This is a genomic window from Nitrosovibrio sp. Nv6, from assembly GCF_900110495.1.
In the GTDB taxonomy this organism is placed as follows: domain Bacteria; phylum Pseudomonadota; class Gammaproteobacteria; order Burkholderiales; family Nitrosomonadaceae; genus Nitrosospira.
On record NZ_FODX01000001.1, the window covers coordinates 168,618 to 188,344 of the forward strand.

19 protein-coding genes are annotated in these 19,727 nt (G+C 53.9%); 14 read left to right on the top strand and 5 right to left on the bottom strand.

Features of this window, described 5'->3' with window-relative positions; all coding sequences use genetic code 11:
- Window positions 1-22 precede the first annotated feature (22 nt).
- Window positions 23-670: an urease accessory protein UreG gene (ureG, locus tag BMX66_RS00820; protein ID WP_090877453.1), complete on the top strand. Its 648-nt coding sequence runs from the start codon at window positions 23-25 to the stop codon at window positions 668-670.
- A gap of 453 nt (window positions 671-1,123) precedes the next feature.
- Here ureG and nikR read toward each other — a convergent pair whose 3' ends face one another.
- Window positions 1,124-1,585 carry a nickel-responsive transcriptional regulator NikR gene (gene nikR / locus BMX66_RS00825; RefSeq protein ID WP_090877455.1) on the bottom strand — a complete coding sequence of 154 codons (462 nt, stop codon included), beginning with the start codon at window positions 1,583-1,585 and terminating at the stop codon, window positions 1,124-1,126.
- A 434-nt stretch (window positions 1,586-2,019) separates the two neighbouring features.
- Between nikR and BMX66_RS00830 the strand changes: the two genes are divergently transcribed.
- From BMX66_RS00830 to BMX66_RS00840, 3 genes are read left to right on the top strand one after another with little or no spacing between them, the layout of a single operon-like run.
- Window positions 2,020-2,985, top strand: coding sequence for a metal ABC transporter substrate-binding protein (locus tag BMX66_RS00830; RefSeq protein ID WP_090877457.1), 966 nt, complete (start codon window positions 2,020-2,022; stop codon window positions 2,983-2,985).
- A gap of 39 nt (window positions 2,986-3,024) precedes the next feature.
- Window positions 3,025-3,813 carry a metal ABC transporter ATP-binding protein gene (locus BMX66_RS00835; protein WP_090877459.1) on the top strand — a complete coding sequence of 263 codons (789 nt, stop codon included), beginning with the start codon at window positions 3,025-3,027 and terminating at the stop codon, window positions 3,811-3,813.
- The gene (locus BMX66_RS00840) at window positions 3,814-4,755 is read left to right on the top strand and encodes a metal ABC transporter permease (RefSeq protein ID WP_090877461.1); all 942 of its coding nucleotides are present in this window, start codon (window positions 3,814-3,816) and stop codon (window positions 4,753-4,755) included.
- Between the two features lie 316 nt (window positions 4,756-5,071).
- Here the strand turns inward: BMX66_RS00840 and BMX66_RS00845 are convergent, their stop codons facing one another.
- The 4 genes from BMX66_RS00845 to BMX66_RS00860 form a co-directional block, all read right to left on the bottom strand.
- Entirely contained in the window at window positions 5,072-5,575 is a 504-nt protein-coding gene (locus BMX66_RS00845; protein WP_090879620.1) for a hypothetical protein, read from the bottom strand.
- Window positions 5,576-5,613: 38 nt separating this feature from the next.
- Window positions 5,614-7,062, bottom strand: coding sequence for an amino acid permease (locus tag BMX66_RS00850; protein ID WP_090877464.1), 1,449 nt, complete (start codon window positions 7,060-7,062; stop codon window positions 5,614-5,616).
- Between the two features lie 228 nt (window positions 7,063-7,290).
- Entirely contained in the window at window positions 7,291-7,971 is a 681-nt protein-coding gene (locus tag BMX66_RS00855; RefSeq protein ID WP_090877466.1) for a DNA-3-methyladenine glycosylase family protein, read from the bottom strand.
- A 95-nt stretch (window positions 7,972-8,066) separates the two neighbouring features.
- Window positions 8,067-8,393, bottom strand: coding sequence for a hypothetical protein (locus tag BMX66_RS00860; RefSeq protein ID WP_090877468.1), 327 nt, complete (start codon window positions 8,391-8,393; stop codon window positions 8,067-8,069).
- Window positions 8,394-8,488: 95 nt separating this feature from the next.
- On the opposite strand from BMX66_RS00860, the gene BMX66_RS00865 reads away from it, so the two are divergent.
- The 10 genes from BMX66_RS00865 (at window position 8,489) to BMX66_RS00905 (ending at window position 19,690) form a co-directional block, all read left to right on the top strand.
- Complete coding sequence (locus tag BMX66_RS00865) at window positions 8,489-9,505, top strand: NADPH-dependent aldehyde reductase Ahr (protein WP_090877470.1); 1,017 nt, start codon at window positions 8,489-8,491, stop codon at window positions 9,503-9,505.
- A 161-nt stretch (window positions 9,506-9,666) separates the two neighbouring features.
- Entirely contained in the window at window positions 9,667-10,758 is a 1,092-nt protein-coding gene (gene ada / locus BMX66_RS00870) for a bifunctional DNA-binding transcriptional regulator/O6-methylguanine-DNA methyltransferase Ada (protein ID WP_090877471.1), read from the top strand.
- Entirely contained in the window at window positions 10,755-11,504 is a 750-nt protein-coding gene (locus tag BMX66_RS00875) for a 2OG-Fe(II) oxygenase (RefSeq protein WP_090877473.1), read from the top strand. The genes ada and BMX66_RS00875 overlap by 4 nt, the downstream gene beginning before the upstream one ends.
- A gap of 14 nt (window positions 11,505-11,518) precedes the next feature.
- Window positions 11,519-12,172, top strand: coding sequence for a DNA oxidative demethylase AlkB (alkB, locus tag BMX66_RS00880; protein WP_090877475.1), 654 nt, complete (start codon window positions 11,519-11,521; stop codon window positions 12,170-12,172).
- Window positions 12,173-12,183: 11 nt separating this feature from the next.
- Window positions 12,184-12,381, top strand: a complete 198-nt coding sequence (locus tag BMX66_RS15235; protein WP_143058170.1) for a hypothetical protein — start codon at window positions 12,184-12,186, stop codon at window positions 12,379-12,381.
- Between the two features lie 528 nt (window positions 12,382-12,909).
- Window positions 12,910-13,914, top strand: coding sequence for a 2,3-diaminopropionate biosynthesis protein SbnA (sbnA, locus tag BMX66_RS00885; RefSeq protein ID WP_090877477.1), 1,005 nt, complete (start codon window positions 12,910-12,912; stop codon window positions 13,912-13,914).
- Window positions 13,911-14,936 carry a 2,3-diaminopropionate biosynthesis protein SbnB gene (gene sbnB / locus BMX66_RS00890; protein WP_090877479.1) on the top strand — a complete coding sequence of 342 codons (1,026 nt, stop codon included), beginning with the start codon at window positions 13,911-13,913 and terminating at the stop codon, window positions 14,934-14,936. Before sbnA ends, sbnB begins: the two co-directional genes overlap by 4 nt.
- Window positions 14,937-14,941: 5 nt before the next feature.
- Window positions 14,942-16,753, top strand: coding sequence for an IucA/IucC family protein (locus tag BMX66_RS00895; RefSeq protein ID WP_090877481.1), 1,812 nt, complete (start codon window positions 14,942-14,944; stop codon window positions 16,751-16,753).
- Window positions 16,746-17,930 (top strand): MFS transporter, encoded by a 1,185-nt coding sequence (locus BMX66_RS00900; protein WP_255398735.1) that lies wholly within the window; start codon window positions 16,746-16,748, stop codon window positions 17,928-17,930. Before BMX66_RS00895 ends, BMX66_RS00900 begins: the two co-directional genes overlap by 8 nt.
- On the top strand, window positions 17,927-19,690 hold the full coding sequence (locus tag BMX66_RS00905; protein ID WP_255398736.1) for an IucA/IucC family protein: 1,764 nt from the start codon (window positions 17,927-17,929) through the stop codon (window positions 19,688-19,690). The genes BMX66_RS00900 and BMX66_RS00905 overlap by 4 nt, the downstream gene beginning before the upstream one ends.
- The last annotated feature ends 37 nt before the right edge of the window (window positions 19,691-19,727 follow it).

Sequence of the window (19,727 nt, forward strand, 5' to 3'; positions counted from 1 at the left end):
TTTTCTTATCGGAAATCATAAAGTGAATAAACAATCAAATCCTCTTCGTGTCGGAATCGGTGGTCCGGTTGGCTCCGGAAAAACCGCCTTGTGCGAATCGCTGAGCAAAAGAATGCGGGAGCGCTACGAGATGGCTGTCATCACCAATGACATCTATACCAAGGAAGATATGGAGATTTTGTTACGCGCCAATGCGCTACCCGCTGAACGCCTGATGGGTGTCGAAACGGGTGGCTGCCCGCATACGGCGATCAGGGAGGACGCGTCGATCAACCTGGAAGCCATAGCCCGCATGACCGCCGATTTCCCCGATCTAGATCTCATTCTGGTCGAGTCGGGCGGCGATAATCTGGCGTCAACTTTCAGCCCTGAGCTGTCCGATCTCACCATTTATGTCATTGACGTTGCCGCCGGGGAGAAAATACCTCGAAAGGGTGGTCCCGGTATTACGCGCTCCGCACTTTTGATAATCAACAAGATTGACCTTGCGCCTTATGTAGGGGCAAGTCTGGAAGTGATGGCGCGAGACGCGAAAAGAATGCGTGGCGAGCGACCATTCGTTTTTACCAATTTGCGCACGGGCGAGGGTGTCGACCGAATCGTCGATTTCATTGTGAAACAGGGTTTGCTCGATGAGGTGAAAGCGCAAATTGTTAATGAACGCGGCTAATTTTTACACTTCCCCAACTCGGCGGTATGCTGTACCTGCATCGGTATTGTCGAGATCGTATTGACGGCCCCGATGAGAATTCTTCAATCCTATAACGTTCCTGCCTCGACTTCATTAGTCCAGGCAATCTAATCGTAGTATGTCAGGCTGGTCATGTAGATGTTTCTGTCCGCTGCGGGGAAAATCCAAATATCGGTCAGACTCTGCAGCGAAGTAAAGCCTCTAGCCACCCTTGAGAACTTGAGCTAGCGTGCTATTCTTTATCTTCGCGGACAAATATTCAACAGTCAACGCCACGCCACCCAAATCGGCAGAGCCGTGGGCATCCAGCTTCAGCAACGGTGTAAACTGATCCTGCCGAGCGACTCAGTTTTCCGCACCCCAGGCATCACATCTATATCACGTCCAGCGCCACACATGAACGAGATTATCAATGCCCAAGATCAGGTCGGATCAGGTAAGAGGATTACTATGAGTATGCGGTACAGAGGCAGGTGAATGCTGCTCCTGCTTGATCTCTACCGGCACCATGTGTAATTTGCCGTGCCGAACGCCGCGTGTTGCCATGACCAGGTTGGCAAAATTTTTGACGCTCCGAGTGGCGCCGCGCAGGATTACCACTTCGAGGCAGTTATCATGATCCATATGGACATGCATACTGGATAACGTCAGATCGTGATGGTCATGCTGTACCGAGGTAACGCGGCTGGCCAAGTCGCTTTCATGATGGTTGTATATATAGCTGAGCGTGGCGACGCAATGGCCCCCACCCTCTTTCTCCAGGCGGGAGGCTTCCAGTTGCTCGCGTATCAGGTCGCGCATTGCCTCGGACCGATTAGTATAGCCGCGTCCGCGTATAAACTCATCAAATTGATCAGAGAGCTGATTATCCAGCGAAATGGTGAGGCGCTCCAAGTTGTCTCCCTGAGGAAGAAGATAGGTATTTTTTTAGCTTATCACAAGCCTGGCATTGCAAACGCAGCTATTTTGATCTGTCCGCGTACGGCCTGCGTGGACGATTAATTCCAAGGAATTTTCGAGAGATCAAAAATGCGCTACGAAGCTGATTCGGCACGAACGAGTCTTATAAATTTACGCGGAAGAAACCAAGGCCACGCTACCTAATTTCGGCCTAGTATGAGATATTTACAGTTCTTCATACTCCTTGCCGAAATAAGCAGGATGGGAATAACCTGATCTTCGAGGTGATGTATGAAGAAAAGCTGATTCTTCATACATTGTATGATATCGCGGTTGCCGTAAGGTCAGCTCAAAGTCAACTGATTAAGAAGTAAAGAATTTCACGAATGTATGAATCGAACCTTACACGAGCTCCCCTATAAAGAACCGTGAAATCCGTCCGGCTTGCCATCCAGTTTTTATCGCTTCTGCTAGTTCTGGCGCTGCCCGGCGTTGCGCATTCCGAAGACTCAGCTAAAAAGATCACCGTAGCCACCACGGTCGCTCCCATCACCAATATCGTCCAGAATGTCGCTGCAGGGCTTGCCAACGTGACCGGTATCGTTCCTGATGGAACCGACTCCCATACCTTTGAACCCGCGCCCGCGGATGCGAAGATACTGGGAGCCGCGGATATCATTATCGTAAACGGCCTTGATCTTGAATTGCCTACTGTGAAGCTGGCGGAAAAGGTCAAAAAGGCGACGACCGAAATTTTGCGGCTCGGCAACCGAACCCTTCGCAAGGAGGACTGGCGGTATGATTTCAGTTTTCCTCGCGAGCATGGGCATCCCAACCCGCACTTATGGCCCAATATTGCATTGGCCGCTCAATATGCGAAAATCATCCGGGATAGCCTCGTTGCTCTCGATCCCGCACACCGCGAAGGCTATATCGCAAATACGGCAACTTATTTAGCCAAGCTGCGGAAACTGGATAACGCGATCTTTGCTTGCGTCAAAACCATCCCTCAGCAGAACCGCAAGCTGGTCACCTATCACGACTCCTTCGCCTATTTCGCTCCCCGCTATGGCATGAAGGTCATCGCAGCCATCCAGCCATCGGATTTTTCCGAACCCGGTCCGCAAGAGATAATCCGCGTCATCAAGCAGATAAAACGGGAAAAAGTCCCTGCCATTTTTGGTTCGGAAGTTTTTCCCAGCAAAGTCATGGAACAAATCGCCCGTGAAACCGGCGTCAAATTCATCGATCAGCTTTCGGATGACGAGCTTCCCGCTTCACCTAACAACTCTTTCATTGGCATGATGACCAATAATATGGCCGTCATGACCGAGGCGCTGGGCGGGAATACACGTTGTGTTGCAAGCGTCGACACAAGCAATGCGGCGCCCTGATCGTAAACACCTGCGTGAATACCTGCGGGCGGCGGCAAAATGAATTCTGCGGTTAGCCTCAGCGACGTTACCGCGGGCTATGAAGGCAACCCGGTGTTCACCCGGTTGTCGCTGGAAATCCCGTTCGGTCAATTTGCGGGGATTGTCGGCCCCACCGGGTGCGGCAAGACAACGCTCCTCAAAACCATTCTGGGCATGCAGTCCGTTTTCTCGGGGAATGTATTACTGGATGGACATCCTGCAGGGGTCGCGCGGCGGAGCATAGTCGGTTATGTGCCGCAGTTGGGAAGTATAGACTGGACTTTTCCCGTCACGGTTGAAGAGGTAATCATGATGGGCTTGTATACCAGCAAGCGTATCTGGCCGTGGTCCAGCAAGGAAGAACGTGAGCGCGTCCATGATCTCGCTCACAGGCTCGGCATTTACGAGTGCCTGCATCATCATATTGTGAATACCTCGGGCGGTCAGCGCCAGCGCGCATTCCTCGCCAGGGCGCTTATAAATAACCCAAAACTTCTGGTGCTGGACGAGCCCACATCGGGCGTCGATATCAAAACGCAGCATGAAGTATTGCATCTGCTGGGCGACATCAACAGCGAGGGCGTTACCATTTTGCTCACAACGCACGATCTCAACGCCGTTGCATCGCACCTGCCATGGGTAATCTGCTTCAATAATGGAATCGTGGCGCAGGGCCGGCCACGTGATATTTTTACCAATGAAATCCTCACCAGAACATACGGCGGCGACATTGTCATAGTCAGGCACGAAGGGTACTTTCTGATCGCCAACAGCACGCCTTTACACGCCATGGTCAATCAGCCGTAAGTGGAATTTCTCCTGGAACCGCTGGCGTATGAGTTTTTCCGGCACGGCCTGCTGGCCGCGCTACTGGTGGGTTCGCTATGCGGCGTGATCGGCGTGTACGTGATACTGCGCAGCATGAGCTATGTCGGACACGGTTTATCGCATGCCGCATTTGGTGGCGCTGTGGTGGGCTTTACGCTTAACCTCAACTTTTATGCCGGGGCGGGTGCGATGGGCCTGCTTGCCGCACTGTTGATCAATCGGATTACCAGAAACGGGAGGATCAAACCGGATGCGGCGATAGGTATTGTGACCACTGCCATGTTCGCGTTGGGCGTGGCCATTATCAGTCAGGTGCGCACCTTTAGCCAAAGCTTTGAAGCGGCTCTGTTCGGCAATATTCTGGGTATCACTGGCGAGGACTTGCTGATAATCGGCCTGGTCACCATTTCGACCATGACTGCAATCTTCTTGATGTATAGACCGTTGCTCTTTTCCACTTTTGATAATGAGGCGGCCCAGGTATTCGGCATCAGGACGGAAGCCGTACAGCTTATATTTTCCTGCCTTCTGACACTTTCAATCATCGCCTCCATGAATGTGGTAGGCGTTACCATGATTGCCGCCACACTTATTACTCCCGCAGCAACGGCTCGAATACTCACTGATAGTTTCAGCCGGATGCTGATTTATTCTCTCATCATAGGCGGCATAACTGGAATCACGGGTATTTACTTGAGCTATATTTTCAACGCCGCTTCGGGCGCAACAATTGTATTATTTGGCGCCTCATTATTCTGCCTGGCATTATTTGCCAGACTGATACGCAGGAAGCTCACCATGCACACCCATCTTCATCGTCACGGGAATCTCATTCATTCCCATCTGCATGACCACCTGCACGGCCATAAGCATGATGCGGAGGATCACAAGCACACAAGCAATGGCGCCAAGGATAATTAAAAGGAGATGCCTGGAAGATTGACGCCGGACATTGCTGCGTAGTTGACTTTCTATGCTTCAGGTTTCTGAACATCAAGCTTTTCGCCATGGGCAGCCAAGGTTCTGCACAATCCGGAAGAAGTCCGCATTCGGTCACTCCACGCAAGGGAATTCTTACTCGAGCTATCCCGATTTCATCCCCGAAATAGTGAAGGGAACGCCTCTGCACGTAAACTGAAATAGGGCGAGCAATTTCGCCTTTTCCATACTTCCTCCCTATCGGCTGAAGACTAGATTTTTTTGATGTGGAAACGGTGCGAATTGACTGCAAGAAGCGTTAATAAGAAATCGTGCCGTCCAATTCAATTTTCCCTTTGCCCGACAGTATGTCCTGATTTCCCTTAAGCCCTGCGGTTCCCTCAGCGTCCGCGAACCGTCCTGTTCCGCCTTTTATCTCGAATTTTGCATCCGTAAGGGTATAAACGGATCCAGAATCCACGGGTTTGAATGATCCGCTGTAATTTCCGGTAAGCTTATCGCCGTTAGCGGTAATAAGTGTGAGCCTCCCCGTAAAGGTGAAGTAATTCTCTTTCTCTATTGGCGTTATGCAATCGATGGCAATGAAGGAAACCTTGCCAAGATGCGTGCTTGTCCCCGTCCCGGTCGTGGTGCCACCAAATTTGGAGGGGCAGTCCGGCCTGAATCCGGCTTGCTCCTGCGTTACGAAACTCCCTTTCAATGGCCTGTCGGGTTGGGCCGAAAAGGCAATGGCAGGTGAAATCATCGCTGTGAGAAGAATAGCGGAAACTACGTTACGCCTGGAAAATTCAAGTATGTTCATGGAGGCTCCTTTGTTTTCGAAAATTCTTGAAAATCTGATCAACCCGCTGCTCGCTGTTTTCCCAGATGGCTGTGCTTGCGGGCATAACCGAAATAAACGACGAGGCCTATAACGGCCCAAAACAGAAATAATCTTATCGTGGCCCACCCCAGGCTGACGAAGAGCAGGGCGCATCCCGCCATTGCGAGCGGGCCAACAACCCAGATCATTGGTGTTTTGAAAGGTCGATGCCGGTCGGGCTCGCGCCGGCGCAGCACCATCACGCCTAAAGACACCATGAAAAATGCGAACAACGTGCCGGTGTTGGAGATATCGGCCAGCATTCCCACGGGGAACATCGCAGCGAAGAAGGCTACGGCGATGCCCGTAACGAGAGTGACGACATGCGGGGTGTGAAAGCGGTCATGCACGCGGGAGAAAAACCTGGGCATGAGCCCGTCATGCGACATCGTGAACAAAACGCGCGTTTGTCCGTAAAGCATCATGAGCACCACAGACGGCAAGGCGATGATAGCGGCGGTAGCTACCCAGTTACCAGTGATGGGGTAACCCACTTCACGCAGCACGAAGGCCAGGGGCTCTTTGGATAACGACAGTTCGCTTCCAGGTTGTGCGCCGACAGCACCCACTGCCGCATAGGCGACGATCAAATAAAAAACCGTGCAAATCGTCAATGAACCGATCAGCCCGATCGGCACGTTTCGGTTGGGGTTGGCGGTTTCTTCCGCAGCTGTCGAGACGGCATCAAACCCGACGTAGGCAAAAAAAATGGAAGCGGCCGCTCCGAGGACTCCAACCCCGGAAAGCGGCGTGCCCCAGCCATTGGGCAGCATGGGTTCAAAGTTGGTGGAATTTACGGCAGGGAGGGCGAGAACGATAAATGCTGTCAGGGCGATAATTTTCACAACCACCAGAATGGCAGTAAATCTGGCGCTTTTTGCAGTACCTATAATCAACAGAAAAGTAACGAAAACGGATATCAAAAACGCCAGCAAATTGAAACCCCCTGCGGCGCTTGTGCCGTCCTGCAACAAAATCGTGTCGGCCGGTCCCGCAGTCAGGGCCAACGGTAATCCAAAGTCTATCTCATGCAGAAAGCCATTGATGTAGCCGGACCAACCCACAGCTACCGCGGCCGCGGCGATCGCATATTCCAGGATTAGCGCCCAGCCGACCATCCAGGCGGTCATTTCGCCAAATACCGCGTAAGAGTAGGTATACGCCGATCCAGCAACGGGAACGATCGCGGCAAGCTCGGAATATACCAGCGCCGCCAATCCGCAGACGAATCCGGCAATGACGAACGAAAACATCATACCTGGTCCGGCTTTGCCCGCGGCCACCGACGTCAATACGAAAATACCGGTTCCAATAATAGCGCCGATACCCAGCATGGTCAGGTCAAATGCCCCCAGTTGCCGCTTAAGTCCCCTAGTTTCGGCTGATTCAAGTATGTGATCCAGGGACTTGACGCGCTCAAACAGCATTCATTTTCTCCGTAAAAACGATCGAGCCGATTCGGTAAATGTCCGATGCTCAAGTGCAATGGGATTTTTCTGGCAAAAATGGCCCATTCTAAACCAGCCACGCGCTTCGTGATCATAATGCTGTTTTAAGAAAGCCGCGAACCGGCTAAAGTACGGTAAAAATGTAGGGATGAGCGCCCCGGACGGATTAAACTGGGGATCTGTTGGTCGATCACATCAAAAAAAGCTCTATGTAGCCTTCGTCTTCTTCATGTAATGAGGCAGAGACGGAACCCGCCACAGATACCAGGACGCTACGGTTCGATAAGGGCTGCAAAGCAGGCCTGCACGTTCCATCTCCTTGCGATTGGGGGCGTCATTGAGAGATTTGAGAAAACGATATCCTTCACGAATGCCAAAATCATCGGCGGGCATGATATCCGTTCGCTCAAGCGTGTAGATCAGCAGCATTTCGACCGTCCAGCGGCCAATGCCCGGCAGTTCGACGAGCCGGGTAATCAACTCATCATCATGCATGCGCGCCGCAAGATCCCGAGGCGGTACTATGCCGCTTAATGCGCCTTCCGCTATATGCCTTATAGTGCCGATTTTACGTACTGAAAATCCGCACGAACGTAGATCTTCGAACCGGGTCGCCAAAATCTCAGCGGGGGAGGGAAACATATTTTCCGGATACATATTCAGGAATCTGGCGATAATTGCGTCGGCTGCTCGCGCATGCAACTGCTGGTAGGCCACAGCTCGGATCAGGGCCTCATAAGGTTCACGCACCGGGTTCGATTGATGCATGCATGACCCGATCGCTGTAATGAGCTGCGCCCAATCGTTGTCAATCAGCCTAAGGTGACCAATAGCTTGGTCGTAAAAATCAGCGCGAACGCCTGTATCTGTTATTGGTGCGTCTGTCATCTGAAATGTGGCTTACGTCCTTATTAATTTCGTAGAACATCCAGTAGAGCAATGGGCAGCGCTCTTCCGAGGTGAGTTTATCTTCATCGGTGATTTCAGCGAAGCGAGTATGGCTGTGGATCGTCATGCCAATAAAGTTCGCCGCCGCGAGGAATGTGCAGACGACGAAATAAAGTTGTCCCTGTCGCTTGGTCATTGCAGCCATCTCTCTGCTGTTGGACGAATTTTAAGATGGTAAAGCCTAAATGCCGATGCCCATCCAGTTTGTAATTGAAATCACTGCGGCGTAAAGGATTGCCAATGCTACCAGCATCATAATGCTGAAAATCTTGAAGGGAGCAAAATAACGGGACGTTTGACTCTGCATGGACGGCTTCCATTAGCGTGCGCTTGCGCGCCGTTGTGTTTTTTTTAAAAAACATAGACCATACTTCCCTGCGTGCAAGTGCGTAAAAGTTTTTGGTGATTAACCGGGGTGCGCAAGATAGTGTGACGCACATTAACTTAAAGAGGGTAAATGATGGATATTCATGGATGGGCTGCGCACGGGGCAAAACAGAATCTCGAACCATATATCTATGATGCCGGGTCGCTCGGCTCTGAAGAGGTGGAGATCGCAGTCGAGCATTGCGGACTTTGTCATTCCGATCTTTCTATTCTCAACAATGACTGGGGCTTGTCCCAATATCCCGTTGTCCCGGGGCACGAGGCAGTAGGCAGGGTGGTCGCGGCTGGCAGCCAAGTCAAGGGATTGCAGATCGGGCAGCGCGTCGGTGTCGGCTGGAACGCCGATAGCTGCATGCATTGCCACGAGTGCATAACCGGTAATAACAATCTCTGCCTGGGAGCAACGCCGACAATTGTGGGGCACCGCGGAGGGTTCGCGGACAAAATTCGTTCGCATTGGTTGTGGGCGATCCCGTTGCCTGATGGGGTCGAAATATCTTCCGCCGGCCCGTTGCTATGCGGAGGCATCACCGTTTTTGCGCCGCTGGTTACGTTTGGAGTCAAGCCTACGGATCGGGTCGGGGTGGTGGGCATCGGCGGGCTCGGCCATCTCGCACTTCAATTCGCAAATGCATGGGGCTGCGAGGTGACCGCTTTTACGTCGACCCCCTCGAAGGCGGACGAAGCGCGGAAATTCGGTGCGCATCGCATAGTGTCCAGTCGCGATAGTGCCGAGATTCTCCAGGCCGCCAATTCGCTTGATTTTCTGTTTATCACTGTTAATACGCCTCTCGACTGGACCTCGCTACTCAAGACGCTGAAGCCGAACGGGCGCATGCATGTCGTAGGCGCCGTGCTGGAGCCAATGCCAATTCCCGCCTTTGACCTCATCATGGGGCAGAAAAGCGTTTCCGGATCGCCAACGGGAGGACCCGCAACAATATCGACGATGCTGGAGTTTGTCGCACGGCACAATATTACACCGCAGGTGGAACACTTTCCGATGAGCAGGGTGAATGATGCGATTGATCATCTTGTCACAGGAAAGGCGCGTTATCGGGTAGTTTTGGACGCTGATTTTACGTAAGTAGTCGATTATTTGGCTTGGTCCTGAATGGCTCCACCGTGCAGGAATCGATCATGGAATTCGAAAGCAAGACCCGGAGTGCGGCAGATTGCTGACGTTGATAAATTGGTACCCTGTTGCCAACTCATGCAACTCATGCGAACTATTGAAAGGAGCATGTCATGACTACGTTAGCGAAAAAAGACACGCTCGCTGCCGAAACGGTCAGGGATCCCCGTTGGGTCGCCGTTGGAGCGCGCGACCCTGAAGCTGACGGCAAGTTTTATTATGCGGTCAGGACCACGGGCGTGTACTGCCGTCCTTCATGCGCAGCCCGCCCGGCGAGGCCCGAGAATGTCCGTTTTTACGCCACACGCGAAGAAGCGGAGGAGGCGGGCTTCAGGCCCTGCAAGCGCTGCCAGCCGAATCAACCTCCACTGGTAGAGCAGTACGCGGCCAAGGTCACCCAAGCCTGTCGCATTATCGAAGCGTCAGAGACTGTTCCAGTCCTGGAAGACCTCGCAAGACGGGTGGGTATGAGCACATATCACTTCCACCGGGTGTTCAAGCAGGTTGCCGGACTAACGCCGAGGCAATATGCCGCTGCGCAGCGCGAGAAAAAGGTGCGCAAGGAACTCGGCCGTGGCGGTGCTGTGACCCATGCTATTTTTGATGCCGGCTACAGCTCCAGCAGCCGTTTCTACGAGAAGTCTAACGAGATTCTAGGCATGACACCGAGCAACTATCAAGCCGGCGGCACCGATACCGAAATCCGCTTTGCCATTGGCGAGTGTTCGTTGGGATCGATCCTGATTGCACAAAGCGCCCGTGGCATTTGCGCTATTCTCCTGGGCAACGATCCTGACAAGCTGGTACGCGACCTGCAGGATAGCTTTCCCCGCGCCAATCTGGTCGGGGGCGACGCCGATTTCGAGCAACTCGTCGCCAGGGTGGTTGGCTTTATCGAAGCGCCGAGTATCGGTCTTGATCTGCCGCTGGATGTGCGCGGGACCGCATTTCAGCAGCGCGTGTGGCAGGCCTTGCGCGAGATTCCCACGGGTGAGACCGCAAGCTATACCGAGATTGCCAGGCGTATCGGCTCACCGACCTCGGTGCGGGCCGTTGCGCGGGCGTGCGCAACCAATAAGCTGGCGGTTGCCATTCCCTGTCACAGGGTGGTGCGTCATGACGGCGCTTTGTCCGGCTACCGCTGGGGCGTCGAGCGTAAGCGTGCCCTTCTCGAGAAAGAGGCGGAAGTGGAGTTGAAAGCATGAATACGCTGACAGCGGAATTGCGCCGTATCGCCCCTGTCCGCGACATTGTAAACCGGGTGAGGTCGCTCGATTGGGGACGGATATCGGGCGATCTGGGTGCGCAGGGCTGCACTGTGATTGAAAAGCTTGTTTCGGTCGATGAATGTGACGCATTGGCCCGCTTGTATTCGAGGGATGACATTTTTCGCAGCCGGGTCGTGATGGAGCATCATGGTTTTGGCCGAGGGGAATACAAGTATTTCAGCTATCCGCTACCTGGCGTCGTTTCGGAACTGCGGACGTCGATATATCCGCAACTGGTGCCGATTGCCAACCGCTGGAACGAAGCAATGGGCGTTGACGCGCGCTATCCCGCCAAACACGCCGATTTCATCAAGCGCTGTCATCATGCGGGTCAGCTTCGTCCGACGCCGCTGTTGTTGCAATATGGGTCCGGTGATTACAATTGCCTGCATCAGGATTTGTATGGAGAGCATGTATTTCCGATCCAGATCACCATACTGCTGTCCGAGCCGGGCAGGGACTTCACAGGCGGCGAATTCGTGCTGACCGAGCAGCGGCCACGCATGCAGTCGCGGCCGGAGGTGGTGCCCCTCAAGCAGGGGGACGCTGTTGCATTCGCCGTGCACCACAGACCGGTGCAGGGCGCGCGTGGAATATACCGCGTCAACCTGCGGCACGGCGTAAGCCGCCTTCGGTCCGGTCATCGTCACACCGTTGGCATCATTTTTCACGATGCAACCTGAGGAGGACGAGCAAGATGACACTGAGTCTATTTGAAGATGCAGCGCTATACCAGGCGCAGCGGGAGGAACTATGCCCTGGCGCAACTGTGCTGCGGGGCTTTGCAGCGCCAAACGAAGCCGCCATCTTTGAAGCGCTTGGGTATATTACAGCTCAGGCGCCGTTTCGCCATCTGATTACACCGGGGGGTTTCCGCATGTCGGTAGCCATGACGAATTGTGGTTCCTATGGTTGGGTAAGCGATCTAACCGGCTATCGCTATGACGCGACAGATCCGGAGAGCGGGAAACCTTGGCCTGGCATGCCTGATGTCTTTATGAATCTGGCGCAAGCGGCTGCGGCAAGCGGCGGCTTCGATGACTTCGAGCCCGATGTGTGCCTTATCAATCGTTACGAGGCAGGGGCGCGGCTCTCATTACACCAGGACAAGAACGAGCGCGGCTTCAGTGCGCCTATCGTTTCGGTTTCTTTAGGTATTCCAGCCGTTTTTCTGTGGGGCGGCTCTCAGCGTAAGGACAAGCCGGTGCGCATACCATTGGCCCACGGTGATGTAATGGTATGGGGAGGGCCGGCAAGACTTCGATATCACGGCATCCTGCCGGTCAAGGAAGGCTGCCATCCTTTGTCCGGGGCACATCGGATAAACCTGACCTTTCGTAAAGCCGTTTAGTTGGAGAAATCGTGAATTTTTTTCAGGAATCAGGAGAGGTTAGAACGATAGAACGGGCATTTCTGCAAAAAATGGATGGAGATTGCGGAACTGCTGCAGCTCAACGTCAAAAAATAGTTGCGATTCAATCATTGTTAAGTATAATGCGAATCATTATTATTCCGTTTGGAAATAATATTTTCAGACACTCGGCGGTTATGCATGAGTAGCGTGCATGAGTAGCGTAATGCTTTACAGAAAAGCTTTACAGAAAAAATCGGTATGTGGTACTTTTCTGAATCGCGTCGAGTAGAAAATGCCCGGAATCAGTTAAAAAGCCCATTATATAAACTATCCGTTGCCACTGGGTTCTCCTTTCCCGGTGGCTTTTAGCCCGCCAGCCCATCCTGGGCAAGCCAGCCATTTTTTTATTTGAGAGTTCCAGCCGCTCCGGGCAAGGACCTTTTACCCGTTCCCGAATTACCGGCTGTGAAAATAAGAAAAATGCATCGTTATACCTTGTTATCGACCACAGTCCGCGAAAAAATTTAAAGAGTGCCGCCGTCGCATGCCGGCGCGATCGCGTGTGAAAACACTGATCGGAGTAGGCCTGCCAAGGTCTTATAGAGGTTAATCTTTGATTGCTGGATTGGCTACCGAAAGGAAGGGGTTTTAAAAACAGCTGCGAATGCTTATCCCTCTCATTATTAAATTACTTCGCGCAATGATCATTATTAACTGACAGCTGGAGGTACTACATGGTCTTTCGCAATATTCTTGATTGTATAGGTGGAACCCCTATCGTTAACCTCTCCCGCTTATTCAAGGATTCGCAGTGTGAGGTGTTGGCCAAGCTGGAAATGGTCAATCCGGGGGGCAGCATCAAAGACAGGCCCGCACACTATATTATCGAGCATGGATTGGCCGACGGCTCCATAACTCCAAGGTCACATATTATCGAAAGCTCCTCCGGCAATTTTGCCATTGCACTTGCGATGATTTGCCGAATACATGGGTTGCAATTCACTGCAGTGGTAGATCCGAATCTTTCACCGGTGAATCGTCAGATTATTCAATGTTACGGCGGCAATATTGAGCTTGTTACCGAGAAGGATCGCCAGGGCGGTTATCTGGAAACCCGAATCGATCGGGTCAAGCGCATGCTACGCGAGCAGCCCGATGCCATATGGACGAATCAATATGCCAATGAGCGAAATTGGCAAAGCCATTACAACGGTGAGGGCGAGGAAATCCTGCGCGATCTGGATCGGCCTGTGGACTATCTGGTGCTGGGCGTCAGTACCTCCGGCACCATCCATGGCATTACCCGCCGTTTGCGCGAGGCCTGGCCCGGCATGAAAGTCATCCCGGTTGATGCGTTTGGCTCGGTACTCTTTGGTACTCCACCCGCTGCCCGCGAGTTGCCCGGGCTTGGCGCGAGCCGTGTACCGGAATTATTGAAGCGCGATGAACTTGGCCAGGTCATCCTGGTAGACGATTATGAGTCTGCGATCGCATGCCGGCAATTGGTAAAGCATGAAGGAATCTTCGCCGGAGCCTCATCCGGCTCTGTCATCGCCGCTATTCAGCGTCTCTCTGCTCATTTGACGGAGCCTGCACGTTTTCTCACGATTCTGCCAGATCGTGGCGAGCGTTATCTGGATACAGTGTACAGCGACCAGTGGTTGTTACGCATGAAGGAGCGTCATTTTTCCCGCATAGCAAAGAGATTCACCGATACTCCCGTTGGACAAACAGTATGAGCACTTCAACTTCCTCCCCCACTTTGCTCTATCTTAGCCGCAGCGATATAACTGCATTGGGCGGAGCCCATTCCCAACCCTATGTCGATGCAATAGCTGATGGGCTGGCGTCGCACGCGCGAGGTGACTATGTGCAGCCGCTCAAACCTTACCTGCGCTGGGCTGGCGCCGATCACATCGCCGACCGCATTATTGCCATGCCATGCTATCTGGGGGGCGAGGAGCCGGTTGCGGGTCTCAAATGGGTAGGCAGCCGCCAACACAATCCCGTTCGCTTTGGTCTTGAGCGGGCCAGCGCGGTCATTGTGCTGAATGATGCGCAAACCAATTATCCGATTGCAATCCTGGAGGGCGGGTTGATCAGTGGCATGCGCACGGCGGCCATTACCGCCGTAGCGACCCGTTATCTGGCACGCACTGGGTTTACCGATGCAGCCTGTATCGGCTGTGGCCCGATTGCGCATATGCAAATGCGGACGTTGCTGGAGCAATTCCCCAGTATCGCGCGTATTCATCTGTTTGATTTGTCCGGCAGTGCTGCCAATGCCTTGGCCGCGAAGCTCGCCGAAAACTATCCAGGCGTCGGTTTCCTCTGTGCGGACTCGGCGGAATCCGCAGTACGTGCAGCCAACGTCGTTGTAACCTGTACGGTAACCGATTCACCCTACCTGGCGTACGAATGGCTCAAACCAGGCGCTTTCGTCAGCAATGTATCCATTATGGATGTTCACAAGGATGTTTACGAGAAGGTTGACAAGGTGGTGGTGGACGACTGGGACCAGTCTAACCGCGAGAAAAAGATTATCAATCAACTGGTGCTGGAAGGGCGTTTCAGCCGCGAACGGCTGCATGCGGAACTTGGAGAAATTGTTATCGGCGACAGGCCCGGCCGGGAAAACGATAATGAAATCATTTTGCTCAATCCCATGGGTATGGCGCTTGACGACATCATCTGTGCTCGTCATTTTTACCATCTCGCGAATGAGCGTGGAATTGGTATCCAGTTGCCGCTATACGGTTGAGTTGCATGCAGATCATGACACCTCATCCGTATGCCAACCGCCTGGCTCAGGACTTGTTCGATGCGCTCTGGCTGGAAAATCTTTATGGTTTCCGTGCCCATTGCACCATTCATCCGGCAGATAACGGCAAAGCAATGCTGGAAATCGGGCTTGACAGCTCACGATCATTACGCTTGCAGGGGCAGAGGGCTCATGGTTTGCGGCCGTTCCGGGTGCTGAGCCCGCGTGCAATACTGTACAGCGATACGCAGACGGCAGATCTTGAGATCGGCAAGACTGTCGAGGCATTGCAAACGGCAGACTGGTGGAATGACAAGACAGGGCGTTTCGCACGATTCTTCAATCTGGCATACGACCAGGCCGCGTTTACCGCAGCGCATGAAAACAACATCATGGCACGTTTTATGGATGCTCCCGGTGACTTACTGTCTTGGGAAGCCTTGAGTTGCTTGAAAGACAGGCCATTTCATCCCCTGGCCCGGGCCAAGGATTGGCACGAAAGCGACGGCTATGCCTATGCCGCTGAAACAATGGCACCGCTTTCACTGCATTGGGTCGCGGTGCCGCGAGATCGAATAGTGAAAGCAAAAGGAGACGTCACAGTCACCGGTCAACCCCTGGCCGAGAATCTGCTCGACCCTGCGCAGCAAGATACGTTGACCAGGATCGCTCGCGCCTGCGGTACCGATAACGATGACTGGTTGTGGTTGCCGGTCCATCCGTGGCAATGGGCCTGGCTCAACCGGTCAACTCGTCCTGAGTTGAGCGTATGCATCGACCTGTGTTCAGGACCGGGGGCAGCGATTCCAACCGCTTCGCTACGCTCGCTTGCAGTCACTAAAAGCCCGGGCATGCATCTCAAGCTCGCACTCTCTGTTCGCACGCTCGGGGCAACACGCGCGTTGCCGCCGCGATATCTGCACAACGGCATACTGGCTAGCGCTTGTCTGGAATCCCTGCGCCAACGCGACGACTGGCTTGGGGCCCACCTGCAATTGTGCGACGAGAATCGGTGGTGGGCACTAAGCCAGCGGAGTGGCAGCGCTACACTTGAATCCGAACCAGGCGAACTGGCCTGCATGATCCGGCGCTATCCTGTATTGCCCGGCGCAACGCTGGTTCCAATGGCGTCATTGCCAGTTGTCTCCGCTGGCGGCGAACTGCCTGCATTCAATCATTTGACGGGATCCGCCAATCAAGAAGAAGCTGCGTGGGCGCTATTTGGTGACATAACCCGAGCATTACTGGAATTGGGATTGCGTTGTTTTGCACAGGGTGTGATGCCGGAGTTGCACGGGCAGAATGTACTGCTGGCTTTCAGCGAGCGCCGCATTGTTGCGCTGATGCTACGTGATCATGACACCTTGCGTATTTGCCGCCCGTTGATGCAGGCTCAGGGCGTGGCGGCGCCGGACTATATTATCGATCGCAGTACACCCAATACATTGGAGTTGAGTACTCCGGCGGAACTGCTGGCCTACCTGCAAACTTTGGCCATCGAGGTCAATCTGTACGCCATTCTTGCAGCACTGGCCACACACTATGGGCGGGATGAGGCCTATGGATGGCGCATTGTCCGCAACGTGCTCGAAACATGTCTGGAATCTATACCGCTGCCGGCCGAGATTGCGGGTCAGACGAAAAACCTCTTGCTGAAGGAAGCCGAGTGGCCATTCAAGCAACTGCTTGCACCGCTGCTTGGCGTCACGAGTTTCGGCACAGGTATGCCCAGCGCCATGGGGCGGATGATTAATCCCCTGTTAGCCACGAGTCCATCGAGTCCCGGGGATGGATGCCGTGATATCTTGCATGCATAACCTCGCGCTGCTACTGGTCTGCCAGGCCGTTACTACTCTTGGACTGATGGTTTTTGTGCCGATCATGCCGCTTTACATCGCGACCCTGACGCAGGTGGACGCGGAGGATGTTGCACACTGGAGCAGTCTTGCGCTGGCTGCGCCAGCCGTGGGTACATTGTGCCTGGCTCCTTATGCCGGCAAATGGTGCGACCGTTTCGGCTATAGACGGATGCTCCTGGTATCACTAATCGTATTCATTGCCAGCATAATGCTAATGGCATTAAGCTCGAGTATGCACGGGTTCATGCTGGGCCGGTTGCTCCAGGGCATAAGCACAATTGGCGTGGTGCTCACCGCCTATATCGGATATGTCAGCGAGGACATATCGCGCGGGCGTTCTCTGGGCTTGCAGGAAAGCGCCATTGCCTGCGGGGCGTTGGCTGGTCCGATACTGGGCGGCATAATGCTGGACCACTGGTCGCTTAAACCGCTACTGATCACCAGCGCCGTGCTTACGGCTGTTGCAGGCGGACTGCTGTGGAGCCAGCTCACCGAGCCACGAAAAGAAATTCCGCTCTCGGATTTATCTTTTTCCGGTCTGCGCACCGTGCTTGGCCATAGCAATCTGCGCAACTGGATGCTTGCCGCCTTTTTGATTCAGGCGGCCGCGTTCGCGTTCGTTAACGTATTCCCGCTTTACCTGACGGCTCGCTTTCCGGCTGCCGAGGCAATGGCCAGCAAGATTGGCCTGCTGCATGCGCTGGGTTGGCTGGCGACCATGCTGGTCAGTCCGCTGTGGGGCCGCCTGAACGATCGCGGTGAACCGCGACGCTATTTTACGTTCGCCGCCCTGGGCTGCGCGCTATCGATCGGCTTGCTGATAGTAACCGATCAGATCTGGCTTGTGGCTCTACTGCGGATAGGCCAGGGCGCCTGTTATGCCGCGCTGATGCAGTCGGTATTGCTGGCCTGCAGTCGTCAACTGCCTATCGCGGCATATGGTCATGTGACGGGATTAAGCAGGAGCTTCATGGTCGCCGGCCAATTGCTGGGTCCATTACTCATTATGCTTCTGCTGCCGATTCTTTCTCCGGTCAGCCTCATCTGGCCGATTGCCATACTGTTTTTTACCAGCGGATTGCTGGTCTTCAGCGATCGTACCGTGAGCTTCTCCCTTGCAGAGTTAAAGAAATGATCCCGATGCCCTCCAATTTGCTGGAAATGGCGCCGATAGAGCGACGCCTGGTGGAGCAGTACCTTAATACCTATTGCCGGGAAACGGGTTGTTTCGATCCGCGTCTCGCAACGGACGAGGCGGGACCAATTGAACTTCGTTCACATATTAAAGCCTGGCGAGGCGCCGGACTGATCCCGTATCTTGTGCTGTTTACACGGACGGGCTACCAGTTAGCCGGCGCATTTTCCTATTTCTCGCCAATAGGCTATCACCGGCTCGCACCATTTGCGTGGATGGGGCGGCAGGGTGATTGGCAACCCTTGACGGATAATGCCACTCTACTTGTTGATTTGATCGCCGATACGCTCGCCGCGATCAGCAACCAGTCCGCGGAAGTGGCGGAGCTCAGCCGTCACCGCCTGAGGTCATTGATGCGCAACAGCGTAGCAAAAGTTCGCCGCTTCCACCAGAGTAAGCCCACAGGGGGACGCTCGCCATTCGTCACTGCAGAGCAAGGATTGCGCTTTGGCCATATTTTTCATGTTACCTCCAAGGCCGCGGAAGGTTTTAGCGAAGAAGACATGCAACGCTACGCCCCTGAGCTCGGCGCTTCGTTTCGCCTGCATTACTTTGCGGTGGCGGCCAGCATGCTGGAGACCCGTGCTATAAACGACGAGCATCCATCAATTGATCCGGAGATTGCGTTGTTTGCCGAGGATCTGCTTGCCGATGACGATTACCGGTTATTGCCCTGTCATCCCTGGCAGGCGAATTATCTGCTGGGTCTGCCGGAAATCAGCGCGATGATAAAAAGCCGCATGTTAATTTCGCTCGGGCCACTGGGGGAAGTGGCATGGCCTACTTCGTCGGTGCGTACGGTTTGGTTACCCCGGCAGAATTTATTCCTCAAGCTATCGCTCAATATTCGTATCACCAATTTCATACGCAATAATCCGTCCGACCAGGTGAGGCGGGCGCTGGATGCCAGTCTGGCGCTTTCTTTACTACCGCGGCATGTGTCTGAACAAACGGCATTCTGTATTCTGCCGGAACTGGCCAGTCAAACACTTAAGTTTACCGATGAAGCGCTACGCGCTGCCTGTGCGGTGATTTACCGGCTGGCGATGCCGGCAACCGAGGCCGAGCAGGTGCAGCCCGTCGTAACGGTGCTGGAAGAGCCGGCCGAGGGGGAAATTCCACTGCTAGCGCTATTGAGACTGTCCGCTGAAGGCCAACCGCTCTGCGAGGAACTGATTCGAGAGTGGTGGAAAAGCTACCTTGGCGTCACGCTGCTACCGTTGCTGCGTCTGTTTCTCGAATACGGTATCAGCCTGGAAGCACATCTGCAAAATACGCTGGTAGCCTTCCGCAATGGCTGGCCCGTGCGCGGTTACGCACGAGACATGGAGGGAGTCAGTATCAGCCGCACGCGCTTTCCCTTTCTCGATTGCCTCCCGGACGATAGTCCGGCGCTCTATGACGATGGACAGGCCTGGCATCGCTTCCAGTATTACGTTCTGGTCAATCATGTCGGCCATGCCATTGCGTGCCTGGCTCGTACAGGATTGACTACCGAAGCAACATTATGGCGTGACACGGCAAGGATGCTGGATGCAACAACCGATGACCCGCTGGTGCGGAATCTGCTCGTCCAATCCACGTTGCCGGCCAAAGCGAACATGCTCAGCAGCTTTTATCAGCACGGCGAATCTCCGTTATGGGTCGAGATACCCAATCCGATGATCCTACAACAAGCCCATGCATCCGCTCGATTATAAAAACCTGATAAATAGTTTGGCATATCGCGAGGCTAGC

Bases quoted from the DNA above. Each gene is read 5' to 3' on its own strand.
- BMX66_RS00835 (WP_090877459.1), top strand. From the start codon at position 3,025: ATGAATTCTGCGGTTAGCCTCAGCGACGTTACCGCGGGCTATGAAGGC.
- BMX66_RS00845 (WP_090879620.1), bottom strand. From the start codon at position 5,575: ATGAACATACTTGAATTTTCCAGGCGTAACGTAGTTTCCGCTATTCTT.
- BMX66_RS00850 (WP_090877464.1), bottom strand. From the start codon at position 7,062: ATGCTGTTTGAGCGCGTCAAGTCCCTGGATCACATACTTGAATCAGCC.
- BMX66_RS00855 (WP_090877466.1), bottom strand. From the start codon at position 7,971: ATGACAGACGCACCAATAACAGATACAGGCGTTCGCGCTGATTTTTAC.
- BMX66_RS00860 (WP_090877468.1), bottom strand. From the start codon at position 8,393: ATGTTTTTTAAAAAAAACACAACGGCGCGCAAGCGCACGCTAATGGAA.
- BMX66_RS00865 (WP_090877470.1), top strand. From the start codon at position 8,489: ATGATGGATATTCATGGATGGGCTGCGCACGGGGCAAAACAGAATCTC.
- ada (WP_090877471.1), top strand. From the start codon at position 9,667: ATGACTACGTTAGCGAAAAAAGACACGCTCGCTGCCGAAACGGTCAGG.
- BMX66_RS00875 (WP_090877473.1), top strand. From the start codon at position 10,755: ATGAATACGCTGACAGCGGAATTGCGCCGTATCGCCCCTGTCCGCGAC.
- alkB (WP_090877475.1), top strand. From the start codon at position 11,519: ATGACACTGAGTCTATTTGAAGATGCAGCGCTATACCAGGCGCAGCGG.
- sbnA (WP_090877477.1), top strand. From the start codon at position 12,910: ATGGTCTTTCGCAATATTCTTGATTGTATAGGTGGAACCCCTATCGTT.
- sbnB (WP_090877479.1), top strand. From the start codon at position 13,911: ATGAGCACTTCAACTTCCTCCCCCACTTTGCTCTATCTTAGCCGCAGC.
- BMX66_RS00895 (WP_090877481.1), top strand. From the start codon at position 14,942: ATGCAGATCATGACACCTCATCCGTATGCCAACCGCCTGGCTCAGGAC.
- BMX66_RS00900 (WP_255398735.1), top strand. From the start codon at position 16,746: ATGCATAACCTCGCGCTGCTACTGGTCTGCCAGGCCGTTACTACTCTT.
- BMX66_RS00905 (WP_255398736.1), top strand. From the start codon at position 17,927: ATGATCCCGATGCCCTCCAATTTGCTGGAAATGGCGCCGATAGAGCGA.